This window comes from Stutzerimonas stutzeri (assembly GCF_002890915.1).
Classification (GTDB): Bacteria; Pseudomonadota; Gammaproteobacteria; order Pseudomonadales; family Pseudomonadaceae; genus Stutzerimonas; species Stutzerimonas stutzeri_AF.
This window is the reverse complement of record NZ_POUT01000002.1, coordinates 260,611-278,436: the sequence shown is the minus strand read 5'-3', so window position 1 is coordinate 278,436 and position 17,826 is coordinate 260,611. Positions and strand designations below refer to the sequence as shown.

General features: G+C 67.3%; 15 protein-coding genes. 7 read left to right on the top strand and 8 right to left on the bottom strand.

Going from position 1 to position 17,826, the window contains the following annotated elements; translation table 11 throughout:
• Positions 1–117 precede the first annotated feature (117 nt).
• The 5 genes from mazG to CXK94_RS05040 all read right to left on the bottom strand — a co-directional run bounded on the left by mazG (position 118) and on the right by CXK94_RS05040 (position 6,975).
• A complete protein-coding gene (gene mazG / locus CXK94_RS05060; RefSeq protein ID WP_037044428.1) occupies positions 118–942 on the bottom strand; it encodes a nucleoside triphosphate pyrophosphohydrolase in 825 nt (274 codons plus the stop codon).
• Between the two features lie 159 nt (positions 943–1,101).
• Positions 1,102–3,345 carry a GTP diphosphokinase gene (relA, locus tag CXK94_RS05055; protein ID WP_102893520.1) on the bottom strand — a complete coding sequence of 748 codons (2,244 nt, stop codon included), beginning with the start codon at positions 3,343–3,345 and terminating at the stop codon, positions 1,102–1,104.
• Between the two features lie 121 nt (positions 3,346–3,466).
• On the bottom strand, positions 3,467–4,819 hold the full coding sequence (gene rlmD, locus CXK94_RS05050) for a 23S rRNA (uracil(1939)-C(5))-methyltransferase RlmD (RefSeq protein WP_102893519.1): 1,353 nt from the start codon (positions 4,817–4,819) through the stop codon (positions 3,467–3,469).
• Between the two features lie 83 nt (positions 4,820–4,902).
• Positions 4,903–5,805 (bottom strand): cysteine synthase CysM, encoded by a 903-nt coding sequence (gene cysM, locus CXK94_RS05045; protein ID WP_037041830.1) that lies wholly within the window; start codon positions 5,803–5,805, stop codon positions 4,903–4,905.
• A gap of 276 nt (positions 5,806–6,081) precedes the next feature.
• Positions 6,082–6,975: an HTH-type transcriptional regulator ArgP gene (locus CXK94_RS05040; protein ID WP_102893518.1), complete on the bottom strand. Its 894-nt coding sequence runs from the start codon at positions 6,973–6,975 to the stop codon at positions 6,082–6,084.
• A 164-nt stretch (positions 6,976–7,139) separates the two neighbouring features.
• Here CXK94_RS05040 and CXK94_RS05035 point away from each other — a divergent pair, with 164 nt between their 5' ends.
• The 5 genes from CXK94_RS05035 to CXK94_RS05015 all read left to right on the top strand — a co-directional run bounded on the left by CXK94_RS05035 (position 7,140) and on the right by CXK94_RS05015 (position 14,343).
• Positions 7,140–7,766, top strand: coding sequence for a trimeric intracellular cation channel family protein (locus tag CXK94_RS05035; RefSeq protein WP_037041829.1), 627 nt, complete (start codon positions 7,140–7,142; stop codon positions 7,764–7,766).
• Positions 7,767–7,941: 175 nt separating this feature from the next.
• Positions 7,942–10,698, top strand: a complete 2,757-nt coding sequence (locus CXK94_RS05030) for a response regulator (RefSeq protein WP_180984383.1) — start codon at positions 7,942–7,944, stop codon at positions 10,696–10,698.
• 74 nt (positions 10,699–10,772) lie between these two features.
• The gene (gene mnmC, locus CXK94_RS05025) at positions 10,773–12,743 is read left to right on the top strand and encodes a bifunctional tRNA (5-methylaminomethyl-2-thiouridine)(34)-methyltransferase MnmD/FAD-dependent 5-carboxymethylaminomethyl-2-thiouridine(34) oxidoreductase MnmC (protein ID WP_102893517.1); all 1,971 of its coding nucleotides are present in this window, start codon (positions 10,773–10,775) and stop codon (positions 12,741–12,743) included.
• A 103-nt stretch (positions 12,744–12,846) separates the two neighbouring features.
• Positions 12,847–13,404, top strand: a complete 558-nt coding sequence (locus tag CXK94_RS05020) for a Tll0287-like domain-containing protein (RefSeq protein WP_102893516.1) — start codon at positions 12,847–12,849, stop codon at positions 13,402–13,404.
• 183 nt (positions 13,405–13,587) lie between these two features.
• Complete coding sequence (locus CXK94_RS05015; RefSeq protein WP_037041826.1) at positions 13,588–14,343, top strand: sulfite exporter TauE/SafE family protein; 756 nt, start codon at positions 13,588–13,590, stop codon at positions 14,341–14,343.
• 37 nt (positions 14,344–14,380) lie between these two features.
• On the opposite strand, the gene CXK94_RS05010 is transcribed toward CXK94_RS05015, so the two are convergent.
• Positions 14,381–14,620: a DUF1127 domain-containing protein gene (locus CXK94_RS05010; RefSeq protein ID WP_102893515.1), complete on the bottom strand. Its 240-nt coding sequence runs from the start codon at positions 14,618–14,620 to the stop codon at positions 14,381–14,383.
• 96 nt (positions 14,621–14,716) lie between these two features.
• Between CXK94_RS05010 and CXK94_RS05005 the strand changes: the two genes are divergently transcribed.
• Positions 14,717–15,571 (top strand): LysR substrate-binding domain-containing protein, encoded by an 855-nt coding sequence (locus CXK94_RS05005; RefSeq protein WP_102893514.1) that lies wholly within the window; start codon positions 14,717–14,719, stop codon positions 15,569–15,571.
• A 3-nt stretch (positions 15,572–15,574) separates the two neighbouring features.
• On the opposite strand, the gene CXK94_RS05000 is transcribed toward CXK94_RS05005, so the two are convergent.
• Positions 15,575–15,958, bottom strand: a complete 384-nt coding sequence (locus CXK94_RS05000) for a transcriptional regulator (protein WP_102893513.1) — start codon at positions 15,956–15,958, stop codon at positions 15,575–15,577.
• Positions 15,959–16,100: 142 nt separating this feature from the next.
• On the opposite strand from CXK94_RS05000, the gene CXK94_RS04995 reads away from it, so the two are divergent.
• Positions 16,101–16,376 (top strand): hypothetical protein, encoded by a 276-nt coding sequence (locus CXK94_RS04995; protein ID WP_102893512.1) that lies wholly within the window; start codon positions 16,101–16,103, stop codon positions 16,374–16,376.
• Positions 16,377–16,400: 24 nt separating this feature from the next.
• On the opposite strand, the gene CXK94_RS04990 is transcribed toward CXK94_RS04995, so the two are convergent.
• Positions 16,401–17,729 carry a DEAD/DEAH box helicase gene (locus CXK94_RS04990; protein ID WP_102893787.1) on the bottom strand — a complete coding sequence of 443 codons (1,329 nt, stop codon included), beginning with the start codon at positions 17,727–17,729 and terminating at the stop codon, positions 16,401–16,403.
• Between the last annotated feature and the right edge of the window lie 97 nt (positions 17,730–17,826).

The following is a 17,826-nucleotide window of genomic DNA, read 5'->3' as shown; positions in this document are numbered from 1 at the left end:
TCGCGCTTCATCGATCCACCGAGCGGGATTGTGGTGGATGTGAAAAGCGACATCCACCCTACGGGGCTTGAAGCGGCACAGCATACCGCCGCAACTCGCTGCTTTGGCTTCCAGCCTTCAGCTTCCAGCTTCCAGCTGCTTCTTGGCTTCCTCCCACAGCGCATCCAGCTCTTGCAGGTCGCAATCTTCGATGGGGCGCCCCGCTTCCCGCAAGGCCTGCTCGATGAAACGGAAGCGCCGCTCGAACTTGCCGTTGGCCGCACGCAGGGCGTTTTCCGGGTCGACCCTGAGGTGGCGCGCCAGATTGACCACCACGAACAGCAGGTCGCCGAGCTCCTCGGCGATGGCCTCGGGATCGCTCTCGCTCATGGCCACCAGCACTTCGTCCAGCTCCTCACGCACCTTGTCCACCACCGGCAGCGCCTCGGGCCAGTCGAAGCCGACCTGGGCGGCGCGCTTCTGCAGCTTGGCCGCGCGACTGAGCGCCGGCAGTGCACTGGGCACATCATCGAGCAGCGACAACTGCTCGGGCGCGGCGGCTTTCTCGGCGCGCTCCTCGGCCTTGATCTCCTCCCAGCGCCGCTTGATCGCCGCCTCGTCGAGGCGCGGCAGTTCGGGCGAGCCGTACAGGTCGCCATCGGGAAACACGTGCGGGTGGCGGCGGATCAGCTTGCGGGTGATGGCATCGACCACCGTGGCGAACTCGAAGCGCCCCTCCTCCCGGGCCAGCTGGCTGTAGTAGACGACCTGGAACAGCAGATCGCCCAGCTCGCCGGGCAGATGCTCGAAGTCGCCACTTTCGATGGCATCGGCCACCTCGTAGGCCTCCTCCAGCGTGTGCGGGACGATACTGGCATAGTCCTGCTGCAGGTCCCAGGGGCAGCCGTGCTGCGGATCGCGCAGCCGGGCCATCAGGTGCAGCAGGTCGTTGAGTTGGTACATGGGATTCCTCAAGCCGGGCTATCGCAGCGGCATTCCGGTGGATGTAAAAAGCGACATCCACCCTACGGATGTCAGGCGATTGTAGGATGGATCGGGGCGCGTAGCTGACGCTTCACCCATCCACCCTGACGCGACCGGCAACACCGCCGGCCTTGCGCCTTACGTAGCCCGTTGGCGCTTGGCCTCGATGATATTGGGCAGCTGCGAAATGCGGCTGAGCAGGCGACCCAGGGCGTTCAACCCGGGAATCTCGATGGTCAGCATCATCTGCGCGGTGCTGTCTTCCTTGTTCGAGCGGGTGTTCATCGACAGCACGTTGATGCGCTCGTTGAGCAGCATCTGCGAGATGTCGCGCAGCAGGCCGGCGCGGTCGTAGGCACGGATGCTGATTTCCACCGGGTAGGTCTTCTCCGGCACCGGGCCCCAGCTGACCTGGATGATCCGCTCCGGCTCGCGACCGGCCAGCTGCAGCACCGACGGGCAGTCCTGGCGGTGGATGCTGACGCCGCGGCCCTGGGTGATGTAGCCGACGATCGGGTCGCCCGGCAGCGGCTGGCAGCAGCCGGCCATCTGCGTCAGCAGGTTGCCGACGCCCTGGATCTGCACGTCGCCGCGCTTGCCCGGCTTGTGCGGCGCGGAACGCCGCGGGATCAGCTCCAGCTGGTCGTAGCCACGCTCCGGCTCGACCAGCTGCTGGGCCATGTTGACCAGGTGCGCCAGGCGCAGGTCGCCGGCGCCAAGGGCGGCGAACATGTCCTCGGCGTTCTTCAGGTTGGCCTTCTCGGCCAGCTTGTCGAAGTCCACCGGCGGCAGGTCCAGGCGGCCCAGCTCGCGTTCCAGCAGCGCCTTGCCGGCGGCGACGTTCTGGTCGCGTGCCTGCAGCTTGAACCAGTGAACGATCTTCGCCCGCGAGCGTGACGTGGTGATGTAGCCCAGGTTGGGGTTCAGCCAGTCGCGGCTCGGCGAGCCGTGCTTGCTGGTGATGATCTCCACCTGCTCGCCTGTCTGCAGGCTGTAGTTGAGCGGCACGATGCGGCCGTTGACCTTGGCGCCGCGGCAGTTGTGGCCGATCTCGGTGTGCACGCGGTAGGCGAAGTCCAGCGGTGTGGCGCCCTTGGGCAGGTCGATGGCATGGCCGTCCGGGGTGAACACGTAGACGCGGTCAGGCTCGATGTCGACGCGCAGCTGGTCGGCCAGGCCGCCGATGTCGCCGAGTTCCTCGTGCCATTCGAGCACTTGGCGCAGCCAGGCGATCTTCTCCTCGTAATGGTCGGAGCCGGAGTTGACGTCGGTGCCCTTGTAGCGCCAATGCGCACAGACACCCAGCTCGGCCTCCTCGTGCATGGCGTGGGTGCGGATCTGCACCTCCAGCACCTTGCCCTCGGGACCGATCACCGCGGTGTGCAGCGAGCGGTAGCCGTTCTCCTTGGGGTTGGCGATGTAATCGTCGAACTCCTTGGGAATGTGCCGCCACAGCGTATGCACGATACCCAGCGCGGTGTAGCAGTCGCGCACTTCCGGCACCAGCACGCGCACGGCGCGAACGTCGTAGATCTGGCTGAATTGCAGGCCCTTCTTCTGCATCTTCCGCCAGATGGAATAGATGTGCTTGGCGCGCCCGTCGATGTCGGCCTGGATGCCGGTGGCGGCCAGTTCGTCCTTGAGCTGCTGGACGACGTTGGTGATGTACTGCTCGCGGTCGAGCCGGCGCTCGTGCAGCAGCTGGGCGATCTGCTTGTACTGCTCGGGCTCGAGGTAGCGGAACGACAGGTCCTCCAGCTCCCACTTGATATGGCCGATGCCCAGCCGGTGGGCCAGCGGTGCGTAGATGTCGAACACCTCGCGGGCTACGCGCTGGCGTTTCTCGTCGTCGGCGTTCTTCACCGCGCGGATCGCGCAGGTGCGCTCGGCCAGCTTGATCAGCGCCACGCGCACGTCGTCGACCATCGCCACCAGCATCTTGCGCAGGTTCTCCACCTGCGCCTGGGAGCCGAGCACCAGGGATTCGCGGGGGTTGAGGCTGGCGCTGATCGCCGCCATGCGCAACACGCCCTCGATCAGCTTGGCCACCACCGGGCCGAAGCGCTGGTGCACATCGGCCAGCTTGATCTTGCCTTCGCGTACGCCGCGGTAGATGAGCGCCGCCACCAGGCTGTCCTGGTCGAGCTTGAGGTCGGCGAGGATTTCGGCGATCTCGAGCCCGATGTGATAGCTGGAGGTTCCTTCGCTCCAGAGATTCTGCGCCGCATTGGCCTGCTGCTCCGCTTCGCGGGCGAATTCGCAGGCATCTTTCAACGCTGCACGGTCGAGTGCCGGGTCCATGCCCAGCACATGATCGAGCCAGCCTTCCAGGTTGATACTGCCGTCGGTGTTGATCGGCTGAAGTGCTCTGACCTGTACCATCTAAAACCTTCCCTTCTGCGCAGCTACTGCGCCTGACGCCGGCATTTCTGCGTGCCGGTCGGTTGAACCACAGGCCGATTGCCTGTCAAAAAACGAAACCTCGAGGCGCCGACGCCAGGGTCTAGCCCCGTTCGAACAATGCCATCGCCTCGACATGCGCGGTCTGCGGGAACATGTCGAGCACACCGGCGCGCTTCAGCCGGTAGCCCTGCGCGACCAGTTCGGCCGCATCGCGTGCCAGGGTCGCCGGATTGCATGAAACATAGACCACCCGCCGGGCGTCGAGCATCGACATTTGTCGAACGATCTGCAGCGCGCCATCGCGCGGCGGATCGAGCAGCACCGCGGCGAAACCGCCGCGCGCCCAGGGTGCGCCGGCCAGCGGCTTCGACAAGTCGGCCCGATAAAAGTGCGCGTGCGCCAAGCCGTTGCGTCGTGCATTTTCACGGGCCCGCTCGACCATCGCCTCGACACCTTCCACGCCGACCACCTGAGCGCCCTGACGCGCCAGCGGCAGGCTGAAATTGCCCAGCCCGCAGAACAGGTCCAGCACCCGCTCGCCTTGCGCCGGCGCCAGCCACTCCAGGGCCTGCGCCACCATCGCCTCGTTCACCGGCGCGTTGACCTGGACGAAATCGCCGGGCTGCCAGGCCAGCTCCAGCTGCCACCGGGCGAGGCGATAGCCCAGGAACGGCGCCGGCTCCACCGCCTGCGGCTCGCCCTCGCCCTGTAGCCATAGCTGTGCCCGATACTCGTGGGCGAAGGCCAGTAGACGCGCCAGATCGCTGTCGGGCAAGGCCACGGTATGCCGCACCAGCAGCGCTTCGGTCGTACCGCTGAACACTTCCACGTGGCCGATGGCCTGCGGCTTGTCCAACCCACGCAACGTCGCCAACAGGCCCGGCAACAGCGATTGCAAAGGCTGTACCAGAACGGGGCACTGCTCGATGGAAACGATCTGCTGGCTGGCGGCGGCGCGGAAGCCGATATCCAGGTGCAGGGCCTTCGCGTCCCAGCGCACGGCCAGCCGGGCGCGGCGGCGATAGCCCAGTTCCGGGCCGGTCAATGGCGCGGCCCAGGCTTCCGGTTGCAAGCCGGCGAAGCGGGCCAACTGCTCGTTCAGGGTGCGTTGCTTCAATGCCAGTTGATCGTCGGCACCGGCATGCTGCAGATTGCAGCCGCCGCACTGGCGGGCATGGGGGCAAGGCTCGACGCGGCGCTGCGCGCTGCCGGCGAACACGCGCTCGCAGCGCGCCTCGACGATCTGGCTGCGGGCCGCCAGCACCCGCGCCTCGACCTCCTCGCCCGGCAGCGCGCCGGCGACGAACCAGGTACGCCCGTCGAGGAAGGCGATGCCGCGGCCATCGTGTGCCAGCCGCTCGATGCCCAGCCGCTGTTTCTTGCCCACCGGCACCTGCGCCTTGCGCTCGCCGCCGGCGGGTTGGAAGCGCAAAGCGCCGCTACGTTTGGCCATCGCTTGGGACCTGCAGAATTCCGAATGCGCAATGCGCGAGGCATGCCACGGCCGGGCCGCTGCCGGTCCGGCGCCTGGCCTGCTCAGTTGGGCGCGTCATACACGCCGGTGGAGAGATAACGGTCGCCGCGGTCGCAGATGATCGCGACGATCACGGCATTTTCCAGCTCCTGCGACAAGCGCAACGCAGCCGCCACGGCCCCGCCGGAGGACACGCCGCAGAAGATGCCTTCCTCGCGGGCCAGGCGGCGCATGGTCTGCTCCGCCTCGGCCTGGGACATGTCGACGATGCGATCGACCCGTTCGGCCTGGTAGATCTTCGGCAGGTACTCCTGCGGCCAGCGGCGGATACCCGGGATCGCCGAGCCTTCCATCGGCTGCAGACCAACGATCTGGATCTTCGGGTTCTGCTCCTTGAGGTAGCGCGACACGCCCATGATGGTGCCGGTGGTGCCCATGGAACTGACGAAGTGGGTGATGCTGCCCTGGGTCTGCCGCCAGATTTCCGGGCCGGTGCTGCTGTAGTGGGCCTCGGGGTTGTCGCCGTTGGCGAACTGGTCGAGCACCTTGCCGCGGCCCTCGGCCTGCATCTTCAGCGCCAGGTCGCGGGCACCTTCCATGCCGTCTTCCTTGCTCACCAGAATCAGCTCGGCACCGTAGGCGGTCATCGCCGACTTGCGCTCGGCGCTGGAGTTGTCCGGCATGATCAGGATCATCCGGTAGCCCTTGATCGCTGCCGCCATCGCCAGGGCGATGCCGGTGTTGCCGGAAGTGGCCTCGATCAGCGTGTCGCCCGGCTGGATGTCGCCACGCAGTTCGGCGCGATTGATCATCGACAGCGCCGGGCGATCCTTGACCGAACCGGCCGGGTTGTTGCCCTCGAGCTTGAGCAGGATGGTATTGCTGGTCTTCCCCGGCATCCGCTGCAGGCGAACCAGCGGCGTGTTGCCTATGCAATCGGCAATGGTCGGATAGTGAGTGGTCATGGCGGCGCACGGCTTCTGAAAAAGGCGACCATGATAACGGCAACCGCCGATGACGGGCAGACCGTGTAGCCGAAGCGGCCGCATGGATCGGTTCCAAGCTGCAGGCCAGACGCTGGTAGCTTGGGTTGAGCCGCATTGCGGCGAAGAGCAACGTGCATAACAAGAGCGTGCAGGGCAAGGCCGGGTATGCCGGCTTCCTGCTGCGGAAAGGCAACGCGGTGACGGATGCGTCGCCTGATGCATCGTTGCGTTGGGCTTCGCTGCGCTCAACCCAACCTACGGCCTGCCGAGAATCTTCGGCGCCGCCTCGACGATCTGTCGCGAAAGATGCTCCATGCGCGGCGACTGCACCTTCCAGGTGTGCCAGTACAGCGCGATGTCCAACGGTTCGTCCGGCGCCAGGTCGACCACCTCGCCCTGACGCAAGGCATCGTGCAGCAGCAGCTCGGGCACCATGCCGTAGCCCAGCCCATAGCGGATCGCACTGAAGTGCGGCTCGGCACCGGGCACGTAGTGGCAGGGATAGGCGCCTTCGGGCAGGCCCAGGCGGCGCAGCAGGAAGGACGACTGCAGGGTGTCCTTGCGCGTATAGGCGACCACCGGCGCCTTGCGCGCGGCATTGCGGGTCAGGCCATTGGCGAAGTGCTGCTGGCGAAAACCGGCCGAGGCCACCAGGCGATAGCGCATGCTGCCCAGCGGGCTGGCCGTGCAGCCACGCATCGGCTTCGGCTCGGTACTGATGCAACCGATCGCCAGCCCCGTCTCCAGCAGGCTGTAGGTGTGGTCCTGGTCCTCCACGGTCAGGTCCAGCAGCACCCGCTCGCGGATCAGCACCTCGGCCAGCGCAGGAAAGAACCAGGTGCCCAGGCTGTCGGCATTCAGCGCCGCGACCACCACCAACGGCGCATCGCTGCGCTCGGCCAGTTCGGCGAGCAGGTCGGCCTCCAGCAACGTGGCGCGCTTGAGGTACTGCAGCAGACGTTGCCCGGTTTCGGTCGGCCGGCACGGGCGGCTGCGCACCACCAGGGCGCTACCGAGGGCGCTTTCCAGGGCACGGACCCGCTGCGAAATCGCTGGCGGCGTCAGGTGCAGGCGCAAGGCGGCCTGCTCGAAGCTGCCGGTGCGAATGACGCAGCGAAAGGCTTCGGTCTGCTTCGGATCGAGGTTCATCGTAGCACTTCATTAAGAAAATATTTGGATGGCCTAAAAATACTTAGCCATATCAATTAAAGCCAGCGCTGCCCCATAATCGCGCACCCTTTCAGGCCCCTGCCCCAGGGGGTCGCGGGATACAGCCACACGCCGCGTTGCAGCGGCCCGTCCGGAGACCTGCCGTGGAATTGCTGCACACCATCTACCTGATCGCGATCACGGCCGAAGCCATGTCCGGTGCCATCATGGGCATGCGCCGCGGCATGGACCTGTTCGGCATCTGCCTGCTCGGCACCGTGACGGCGCTGGGTGGCGGCACCGCGCGCGACGTGCTGCTCGGGCACTACCCGGTCGGCTGGATCGCGCATCCGGAATACCTCACGTTCACCATCGGCGCGGCCATCGTCACCGGCTTCATCGCCCGCCACCTGCACCACCTGCGCATGGTGTTCCTGCTGGTGGACGGCCTCGGCCTGGTGGCCTTCACGGTGATCGGCTGCGACGTGGCGATGGGCGTTGGCGCGCATCCATCCATCGTGGTGCTGGCCGGGGTGATCACCGGCATCTTCGGCGGGCTGCTGCGCGACGTGCTGTGCAACCAGGTGCCGATGGTGCTGCAGCGCGAGCTGTACGCCACCGTGGCGCTGTTCACCGGGGTGTTCTACGTGGCGCTGCTCTGGCTGCACGTCAATACCGCGATTGCCACGCTGCTCGCCCTGGGCTGCGGCTTCCTGTTCCGCGTGCTGGCCATGACCTTCCGCTGGAGATTGCCGGACTTCGACGGCAAGGACATCCGCGGCCTGGACTGAGCCCTGCGGCGTCAGGACAGCCCACCGTTGCAGATTCCACCCCACTGAACCGCTACACTAGCGCGCTGGCCCATTACCTGCGTCCCGCGTCCGCGGAACGCCGCCCGGCCATGGCGCCATTGCCGCTGCGACGCGGCGCGCAACGAAACGGCAACAGACCCTCGGGGTATGGAACGTGCTGAAAGACATAGGAATTCGAGGCCGCGTGCTGATGCTGACGCTGCTGCCCAGCACCCTGCTGGCAGTGGTGCTGGGTGCCTATTTCACCTGGATGCAGCTGTCCGATCTGCGCCACCAGCTCGACGAACGCGGCCAGTTGATCGCCGAACAGCTGGCGCCCCTCGCCGCCCCCGCCATGAACCTGGGCTATGACAAGCGCCTGCAGCGCATCCTGACGCAGGTGCTGGACCAGGCCGACGTACGCGCGGTGACGATCCTCGACCCGGAGCGCAACGAGCGCGTACACGCCGGCCCGCGCATGCTCACGCCGCCGCCGCCCGGCGACCCGGAAGGCCTCACCCGCGTCAGCAGCCTGGACTACACGCGCATCCTGATGCCAGTGCTGAGCCGCCACCTGAACCTTGCCGACGAAACCCGCGGCGCCGAGGAGCAGTTGATCGGTTGGCTGGAGCTGGAACTCTCGCACCACGGCACGCTGCTGCGCGGCTACCGCAGCCTGCTGACCAGCCTGCTGCTGATCGGCACCGGCCTGATCATCACCGCGCTGCTGGCGCTGCGCATGAGCCGCACCATCAGCCAGCCGCTGCATCGCGTGAAAGGCGCCGTCGCCCAGCTCAAGGACGGCCACCTCGAGACCCGCCTGCCGCCGCTGGGCAGCCACGAGATGGACGAGCTGGCCTCCGGCATCAACCGCATGGCCGAAGCACTGCTCAGCGCCCGCGAGGAGTTGCAGCAGAGCATCGACCAGGCCACCGAGGACGTGCAACAGAACCTGGAGACCATCGAGATCCAGAACATCGAGCTGGACCTGGCGCGCAAGGAGGCCCTGGAGGCCAGCCGGATCAAGTCCGAGTTCCTCGCCAACATGAGCCACGAGATCCGCACTCCGCTCAACGGCATCCTCGGCTTCACCCAGCTGCTGCAGAAGAGCGACCTCACCCCGCGCCAGCAGGATTACCTGGGCACCATCGAGAAGTCCGCCGACAGCCTGCTCGGGATCATCAACGAGATCCTCGACTTCTCCAAGATCGAGGCCGGCAAGCTGGTGCTCGACAGCATTCCCTTCAACCTGCGCGACCTGATCGAGGACACCCTGACCATCCTCGCCCCGGCGGCGCACACCAAGCAGCTGGAACTGGTCAGCCTGGTCTATCGCGACACGCCGCTGTCGCTGGTGGGCGACCCGCTGCGGCTCAAGCAGGTGCTGACCAACCTGATCAGCAACGCCATCAAGTTCACCAACGAGGGCACCATCGCGGTGCGCGCCATGGTCGAGGACGACAGCGCCGAGCGTGCGCAACTGCGCATCAGCGTGCAGGACACCGGCATCGGCCTGACCGACCAGGACCTGCGCGCGCTGTTCCAGGCCTTCAGCCAGGCCGACAACTCGTTGTCGCGCCAGCCCGGCGGCACCGGCCTGGGGCTGGTCATCTCCAAGCGCCTGATCGAACAGATGGGCGGCGAGATCGGCGTCGACAGCATCCCCGACGAAGGCTCGGAGTTCTGGATCAGCCTGAACCTGCCCAAGGCCCGCGACGACATCGAAGACCACCCTCACCCGGCCCTGCTCGGCCGTCGCGTCGGCCTGCTGGAGCAGCACCCGCTGGCGCGCCAGGCCCTGCAGCACCAGCTGGAGAGCTGCGGCCTGCAGGTGCAGGCCTTCGACAGCCTCGAACAGATGCAACAGGTGATCGGCGCCGAGCGCCAGGGCAGCCAACTGATCGACCTGGCGGTGCTGGGTGTCACCCGTCGTGAAATCGAACCCGAGCAGCTCAGCCGCTACCTGGCGGAGATCGAGGCCCTCGGCTGCCAATGCGTGGTGCTCTGCCCGACGACCGAGCAGGCCCACTATCACGACGCCCTGCCCGGAGGGCATACGCACACCCAGCTGCAGGGCAAGCCGGCCTGCACCCGCAAGCTGCAGCGCGTGCTGCTCGAACTGGTGCGCCCGCAGCTGACCTATAACGAACCCGAGCAGCCCGCGCCCAGCCGCGCCGCGCGGGTGCTCTGCGTGGACGACAACCCGGCCAACCTGCTGCTGGTCAAGACCCTGCTCGACGACATGGGCGCCGACGTCATCGCGGTGGACAACGGCCCCGCGGCGCTGGAAGCGGTCAAGCAGCACCCGTTCGACCTGGTGCTGATGGACGTACAGATGCCAGGCATGGACGGACGGCAGACCACCGAAGCCATTCGCCAGTGGGAGAGCACCAGCGGCGCGGCGCCGTTGCCGATCATCGCGCTCACCGCCCATGCCCTGGCCAACGAAAAGCGCTCGCTGCTGCAGAGCGGTCTCGACGACTATCTGACCAAGCCGATCAGCGAACGCCAGCTGGCCCAGGTGGTGCTCAAGTGGACCGGCCTGGCCCTGCGCAGCCAGCCACAACGCACCGTGGAACTGCTGCCGCCGCCGGAGCAGGCCCTCGCCGTGCTCGACGCGGAAGAAGGCCTGCGCCTGGCCGCCGGCAAGGCCGATCTCGCCGCCGACATGCTCAGCATGCTGCTGCATTCGTTGGCCGCTGACCGCCAGACGATCCGCGAGGCGCGCCAGGCCGGCGATCGCCAGGCGCTGATCGAACGCGTCCACCGCCTGCACGGCGCCACCCGCTACTGCGGCGTGCCGCAACTGCGCAGCGCCTGCCAGCAGAGCGAAACCCTGCTCAAGCAGAACCACCCCGACAGCGAAGCCGCGCTCGACGAGCTGGACGCGGCCATCGGTCGACTGGAGCAACAAGCCCGGGTCGACAGCTGACGACAGAACCTGCGAGCCGCACGCCCGGCCCGCAGGTTGCCAACCGAGCCGCCCGTTCTATTCAGGATTCGCCCATGCATGACCGCCCTCCCTTCCAGCACGCCGAACTCGACTGGGACGAAAACGGCCTACCGCAATCGCGCCGCTACGGCGACGTGTACTTCTCCCGCGCCTCGGGCCTGGCGGAAACCGAGCACGTGTTCCTCGCCCAGAACGCGCTGGCGCAGCGCTTCGCCGCGCTGCAGCCGGGGCAACGGCTGGTGATCGGCGAAACCGGCTTCGGCACCGGCCTGAACTTCCTCTGCGCCTGGCAGCTGTTCGAGCGCGTTGCCGATGCGCGGGCGCAACTGCATTTCGTCAGCGTCGAGAAGCACCCCCTGACCCGCGAGGATCTCGCGCGGGCACTGGCGCTCTGGCCGGAACTGCAACCCCTGGCCGAACAGTTGCTGGAGCAGTACGTCGCGCTGCACCCGGGCTTTCAGCGCCTGCTTTTCGCCGACGGCCGGGTGGTGCTGACGCTGCTGGTCGGCGACGTGCTGGACTCCCTGCCGAGCCTCGATGCGACCATCGATGCCTGGTTCCTCGACGGCTTCGCTCCGGCGAAGAACCCGGACATGTGGCAGCCGGCGCTGTTCGCCGAACTGGCGCGGCTCTCGGCGCCGGGCGCAACCCTGGGCACCTTCACCAGCGCCGGCTTCGTGCGCCGCGGGCTGGCCGAGGCCGGCTTCGACATGCAGCGGGTAGCGGGCTTCGGCCACAAGCGGGAAATCCTCCGCGGCCGCTTCGTTGGCGAGCCCCGCAGCGAGGTCAAGCCCTGGTACGCCCGCCCGACCTTCGTGGCCCCGGCACGCCGCGCGCTGGTGATCGGCGCCGGCCTCGCCGGCTGTGCCACGGCGGCCTCCCTGGCCGCACGGGGCTGGCAGGTCACCCTGCTCGAACGCCAGGCCGAAGCGGCCCAGGAGGGTTCGGGCAACCCGCAGGGCGTGCTCTATCTCAAGCTCTCGGCCCACGGCACGGCGCTGTCGCGGCTGGTCGTCAGCGGTTTCGGCCATACCCGGCGCCTGCTCCAGCATCTGCAGCAGGGCCGCGACTGGCAGGCCTGCGGCGTGCTGCAGATCGCCTACGACGACAAGGAGCGGCAACGCCAGGCCGAACTGGCCGATGCCTTCCCGGCCGCCCTGGTGCATCCACTGGCGCGGGAGCAGGCCGAAGCCCTGGCGGGCGTCGCCCTGCCCGAGGGCGGCCTGTTCTATCCCGAAGCCGGCTGGGCACATCCGCCGGCGCTCTGTCGCTGGCTGCTGCAACGGCCGGGCATCGAACTGCTGCAGCACCATGAAGCCCTCGAACTGCGCCGCGACGGCGACCACTGGCAGGCCATGGCCGGCGAGCGGCTGCTGGCCCAGGCGCCAGTGGTGGTCCTGGCGGGCGCCGCCGATGCGGCCCGCTTCGAGCACAGCGCCTGGCTGCCGCTCAAGCGCATCCGCGGGCAGATCTCCTGCCTGCCGGCGACCCCGGCCAGCGCCGCGCTGCGCACCGTGCTCTGCGCCAAGGGCTACGTCGCCCCGCCGCGCGATGGCAGCCATACCCTCGGCGCCAGCTTCAACTTCCAGCAGACCGACAGCGCCCCCAGCGTGGCCGAGCACCAGGCCAACCTGGACATGCTCGAAGACATCTCCAGCGATCTCTATCGACGCCTGCAGGCCGACCCGCAACATACCGAGGCCCTGCAGGGGCGCGTGGCGTTCCGCTGCACCAGCCCGGACTACCTGCCGCTGATCGGCCCGCTGGCCGACCCGCAGCGCTTCGCCGAAACCTATGCGGCGCTGGGCAAGAATGCCCGACAGACGCCACAGGCCGCCTGTCCCTGGCTGGACGGGCTCTACGTCAATACCGCGCACGGCTCGCGGGGCATGATCAGCGCACCGCTGTCCGGCGAATTGCTGGCCGGCTGGATGGATGGCGAACCCTTGCCACTGCCGCGCGACGTCGCCGAAGCGTGCCACCCCAACCGTTTCCTGCTGCGCAAACTGATCCGCGGTAGCTGAGCGAACGCCCCGCCCGCGCCACGCCACGAGGCCAGCGGCTTGCATCGGGCTCCGCCAGAAGCGATATACTCCCCCCACTATATTTCCAGCCTGCGGAGACCCCATGAAAGCCCTGTCCCTGATCGCCTTAGCCACGCTCGCATGCGGCGTGCACGCCGCACCGATGCCCGACACCGAACAACTGCGCAGCGAAGCCGCCAGCCTGATTCCCGCCTTCCAGCAGCAGTTGCTGGGCACGGTCAAGCAAGCGATGGCCGACGGCGGTCCGAGCAAGGCCGTGGAAGCCTGCCAGTTGCTGGCACCGGGCATCGCCGAGCAGCACAGCAAGGCGCCGTGGCAGGTCGGCCGCACCGCACTCAAGATCCGTAATCCGGACAACGCCCCCGACGCCTGGGAGCGCCAGGTCCTCGAGCAGTTCGCCAGGCGCGCTGCCGCCGGCGAGCCGCTCGAAACACTCGCCCACGGCGAAATCGTCGGCGGCGAATACCGCTACATGAAGGCGATCGGCACCGCCGAGGCCTGCCTGGGCTGCCATGGCGAAAACATCAAGCCCGAGCTGCTCGGCTTGCTCGACCAGCATTATCCGCAGGACCAGGCCCGCGGTTTCCGCGAAGGCGAGCTGCGCGGTGCATTCACCCTCAGCCGTACCCTGGCGCCCTGATCGCGTTTACACTCCGTGCGGCGGGCCCTGCCCGCCAATCGTTCGCCATCACGGGCCGCCTCCGTGATCCGGGTCTAACCCGCCTGGGAGGACGATCCAGCCCTCGACGGAGTACAGCATGCGCCTCGCCTCTTCTCTGAGCCTCCCCGCCGGCAGCGACTACGGATCGCCAGGCAGGCGCTGATGGACGTCCTGTTGCTCGAAGCACTGGGCATCGGCCTGGTCCTTGGCCTGTTGCTCGGACTCACCGGCGCCGGCGGCTCGTTGGTCGCCCTGCCGCTGCTGCTCAGCCTGCATTTGCCCTTGCGCGACGCCATCGGCGTGAGCCTCGGCGCGGTCGCCATGTCGGCGCTGATCGGGGCGATTCCGCGCGCGCGCATGGGCCAGGTGGCCTGGCGCCCGCTGCTGTTGCTGGTCATCTTCGGCCTGCCGGGCAATGCCGCGGGGCAATGGCTGGGGCAGTTCATCCCCGAGCGCGGGCTGATTGTCGCCTTTTGCCTGCTGGTGCTCTGGTCGGCCTGGCGCATGTGGCGCGGTGCCGGCTTGCCGGCCAAGGAGAGCATCGAGGATCGTCACCTGGCGCTGCTCGGTATCGGCGTGGGCGTGGGGCTGCTGTCCGGGTTGATGGGGGTCGGCGGCGGCTTTCTCATCGTGCCGGCGCTGCTCTGGTTCACTTCGCTGTCGCTGCTCAGCGCCATGGCCACCTCGATGGCGGTGATCGCCCTGGTCAGCGGCGGCGGCTTCCTGCTCTACCTCACCGACGCCGAACCACCGCTGCCGTTGCTCGGCGGCCTGGCAGCCGGCGGCGCCTTCGGCGTACTCGCCGGCAACCGCCTGGCACAGTACCTCAACAGCAGCCTGCTGCAACGGCTGTTCGCGCTGATGCTGGTGATCGTCAGCCTGTCCCTGGGCATCCAGAAGCTGATACTGGGACAGTAACTTGAATCAACCAACTAACCGCACAGGCCACTAGGCCTCAATGCGGCTCGGGGTCGTCCCAGAACGGCCTGCCGGCTTCGAACTCGACATCGGCACGGCTGCGGCCGATGTCCTTGAGCATCGCGTCGCTGAGCCCGGCGAGCTGGCGGCGCTGACGCGACAGCTCGTTCCAGCGGCGCACCCTGGACCAGGCCCGCGCCAACAGCCCCGGCGCCGGCGCTTGCGTCATCCGCGGCAGGTGGATCAACCCGTGCATGGCACTTTTCTGCGCGTTCATCTCGTTTCCTCCGAATGGGATTGGCGCCAGTCTTGCGCCGGGCTTAAGATCAATCCAACGAATGTTCCTGATGCCTGCCATCTCGGAGATTGATGAATGGCCAACTATCCGAGTATCGATACCGAACTGCTGCGCAGCTTCGTCGCCATCGCCGACCATGGCGGCTTCACCCGCGCGGCCGACGTGGTGAACCGCACGCAATCGGCGGTGAGCATGCAGATGAAGCGTCTGGAGGAGGATGTGCTGCAGCGCCCGCTGTTCGAACGCAGCGGCCGCCAGGTGAGGCTCACCGCGGAGGGCCAGATCCTGCTGGGTTACGCCCGACGCATTCTCAAGCTGCACGGCGAGGTGATGACCACCCTGCGCCAACCGCACATGGTCGGTGTCGTGCGCATCGGTACGCCGGATGACTATGTCATGCGCTTTCTGCCCGGCATCCTGGCGCGCTTCGCCCAGGCCTACCCGTTGGTGCAGGTCGAGGTGCACTGCGAGCCATCCAGCCAGTTGCTGCAGCGCCACGATCTGGATCTCAGCATCGTCACCCGCGAGCCGGGGACCGAGATCGGTCAGTTGCTGCGCCAGGAGCACGTCGTCTGGGCCGCGGCGCCGGGCTTCAGCCTGCACGAACAACGGCCGCTGCCGCTGGCGACCTTCAATACCGACTGCTTCTGTCGTGCCTGGGTGTGCAACGCGCTGGACGCCGTGGAGATCGACTACCGGATCGCCTATACCAGCCCCAGCCTCTCGGCGATCATGGCCGTGGTCGGCGCCGGCCTGGCGATGACCGCCCAGTTGCAGAGCCTGATCACCCCGGAGCTGCAGATCCTCGGCGAGGCGGACGGCCTGCCCGGGCTGCCGCAGAGCAGCATCGTGCTACTGCGCAATCCGCAGCAGCGATCGCCGATCAGCGAAACCCTCGCCGACTACATCGTCGACGGCTTCCGCCTGTAGACCTCAGCCGCGGCCCGCCGCCAGTTCGTCGAAAATCTCAGGCACCAGCGCCGCCTCGCCCTTGTCCACCAGCCGCTGGCGCCGACCACCGTCGTCCCGGGGGCCGTCGAGTATGTCCAGCAGGCGCACGCCGCGCTCGGTGAGGATGAAATTCTCGCCGTTGCCACCCTGCTCTTCCGGCCGGCTAACGATGAAGCCGCCCTCGAACAGCAGGCTCTCGTAGTCCGCGGCTTCTGCACGCAGGCTGTCCAGGTTCGGCAGCGGCTGGCCTTCGCTTTCCAGCTGGGTTGCGTATTCCTCGGCATAGCGGCGGGGCTTGAAGCTGTCGTTGGCGCCGGCCTGGGCTTCATGCAGCAGGCGCTGGATCAGGTCCCATTTGTAGCTCATGGCGTTTTCTCCCGTCAGGTCATGGCCCCGCGAACGGGGCGCCTATGCATACCGACCGTAGCCCCTGCCCTGGGGTTCGCCGCTGAACTAAGGCGGCCGCGAGGCGATCCACCATTAAGAACGACTGAACGAGGATCGAGCCATGAGAGCGCTGATGATCACCCTGACCGCCGCCCTGCTGGCCAGCCCGGCGGCCCATGCGCAGTGCACCCCGGACGAGGTCACCGCCAAGGCCGAGCAACTGGCCGAGCGCATCAGCCAGCTGACCGAGCGCGACCCGCAGCGTGCCGAGGAGATCAACGAGCAAATCCGCCAGATGGAACTCAAGCGCAGCGCCGATCAGCTCGGCGACGAATGCGAGGCCTACGACAAACGCCTGAAACAGATCAAGGAGGCGGAAAAACAGGTCGGTGGCTAGCGGCCTGGATACAAGCCGGACGCGTCAATCCGCGGCCGGCTTCCTGCGCTTGAGCGGCGCCATGCCATCCTGGCTGACCACCGGCGACGGCTCGTGCCGGGCAGCCTTCGGCCGCTTGGCGACCGGCTTGGCCTTTTTCTCGGCCGCCTTCTTCTTCTCGATCTTTTTCTTCTTGGTCCCGGCGGCCTTGCCGGAGGCCTTCAGGTTCTTCGGCCCCTGATAGCTACCCTTCAGCCCCTTGATGACGCGACGCTCGAAGCGCTGCTTGAGGTAGCGCTCGATGCTCGACATCAGGTTCCAGTCGTTATGGCAGATCAGTGAAATGGCCAGGCCTTCGCCCCCGGCGCGCCCGGTGCGACCGACGCGGTGCACGTACTCGTCGCCGGAGCGCGGCATGTCGAAGTTGATCACCAGGTCCATGCCTTCGATGTCCAGCCCGCGCGCCGCCACGTCGGTGGCCACCAGCACCTTGACGCCGCCCTGCTTGAGGCGCTCGATCGCCAGTTTGCGCTCCTTCTGGTCCTTCTCGCCGTGCAACACGAAGACCTTCATGTCGCCAGCCACCAAGTGGCCGTACAGGCGATCGGCCTGGGCACGGGTATTGGTGAAGACCACCGCCTTCTGGTAGGTCTCGTTGGCCAGCAACCACTGCACCAGGCGTTCCTTGTGCGCCGGATCGTCGGCGGTGATGATCTGCTGGCGGGTGGCCTCGTTCAGCTCGCTGACACGGTTGAGCTGCAGGTGCAGCGGATCACGCAGGACCTTGCCGACCATCTCACGCAGGCCGGCGCCGCCGCTGGTGGCGGAGAACAGCAGGGCCTGCTGGCGCTTGGCGCACTCGCCGACCAGCCGCTGCACGTCCTCGGCGAAGCCCATGTCGAGCATGCGATCGGCCTCGTCGAGCACCACGATCTCGACATCCCCGAGGATCAGGTTGCCGGCGTTGAGGTGCTCGATCAGCCGCCCCGGCGTGCCGATCAGCACATCCGGCACCTTGCGCAGCATGGCCGCCTGGACCTTGAAGTCCTCGCCGCCGGTGATCAGCCCGGACTTGATGAAGGTGAACTGCGAGAAGCGCTCGACTTCCTTGAGCGTCTGCTGGGCCAGCTCGCGGGTCGGCAACAGGATCAATGCACGTACGTCGACGCGTGGCTGGGCATCGCCGATCAGCCGATTGAGCATCGGCAGCACGAACGCGGCGGTCTTGCCGCTGCCGGTCTGCGCCGTCACGCGCAGGTCGCGCCCCTCCAGCGCAGGCGGGATCGCCGCCACCTGCACCGGGGTCGGCTCGACGAATTTCAGTTCGGCGACGGCCTTGAGCAGGCGTTCGTGCAGGGCGAATTGGTCAAACAAGGGAGCTACCTCGGAGTCGAAAAACAGTGGCATAGGTTACCCCGTCTGCGAGGCAAAGGCGCGTTCTGTAACCGCCTGCGTGTTTTCCCTGCCGAAC

Bases quoted from the DNA above. Each gene is read 5' to 3' on its own strand.
- cysM (WP_037041830.1), bottom strand. From the start codon at position 5,805: ATGACCACTCACTATCCGACCATTGCCGATTGCATAGGCAACACGCCG.
- mazG (WP_037044428.1), bottom strand. From the start codon at position 942: ATGTACCAACTCAACGACCTGCTGCACCTGATGGCCCGGCTGCGCGAT.
- CXK94_RS05040 (WP_102893518.1), bottom strand. From the start codon at position 6,975: ATGAACCTCGATCCGAAGCAGACCGAAGCCTTTCGCTGCGTCATTCGC.
- CXK94_RS04995 (WP_102893512.1), top strand. From the start codon at position 16,101: ATGAGAGCGCTGATGATCACCCTGACCGCCGCCCTGCTGGCCAGCCCG.
- mnmC (WP_102893517.1), top strand. From the start codon at position 10,773: ATGCATGACCGCCCTCCCTTCCAGCACGCCGAACTCGACTGGGACGAA.
- CXK94_RS05020 (WP_102893516.1), top strand. From the start codon at position 12,847: ATGAAAGCCCTGTCCCTGATCGCCTTAGCCACGCTCGCATGCGGCGTG.
- CXK94_RS05000 (WP_102893513.1), bottom strand. From the start codon at position 15,958: ATGAGCTACAAATGGGACCTGATCCAGCGCCTGCTGCATGAAGCCCAG.
- CXK94_RS05005 (WP_102893514.1), top strand. From the start codon at position 14,717: ATGGCCAACTATCCGAGTATCGATACCGAACTGCTGCGCAGCTTCGTC.
- CXK94_RS05010 (WP_102893515.1), bottom strand. From the start codon at position 14,620: ATGAACGCGCAGAAAAGTGCCATGCACGGGTTGATCCACCTGCCGCGG.
- CXK94_RS05015 (WP_037041826.1), top strand. From the start codon at position 13,588: ATGGACGTCCTGTTGCTCGAAGCACTGGGCATCGGCCTGGTCCTTGGC.
- relA (WP_102893520.1), bottom strand. From the start codon at position 3,345: ATGGTACAGGTCAGAGCACTTCAGCCGATCAACACCGACGGCAGTATC.
- rlmD (WP_102893519.1), bottom strand. From the start codon at position 4,819: ATGGCCAAACGTAGCGGCGCTTTGCGCTTCCAACCCGCCGGCGGCGAG.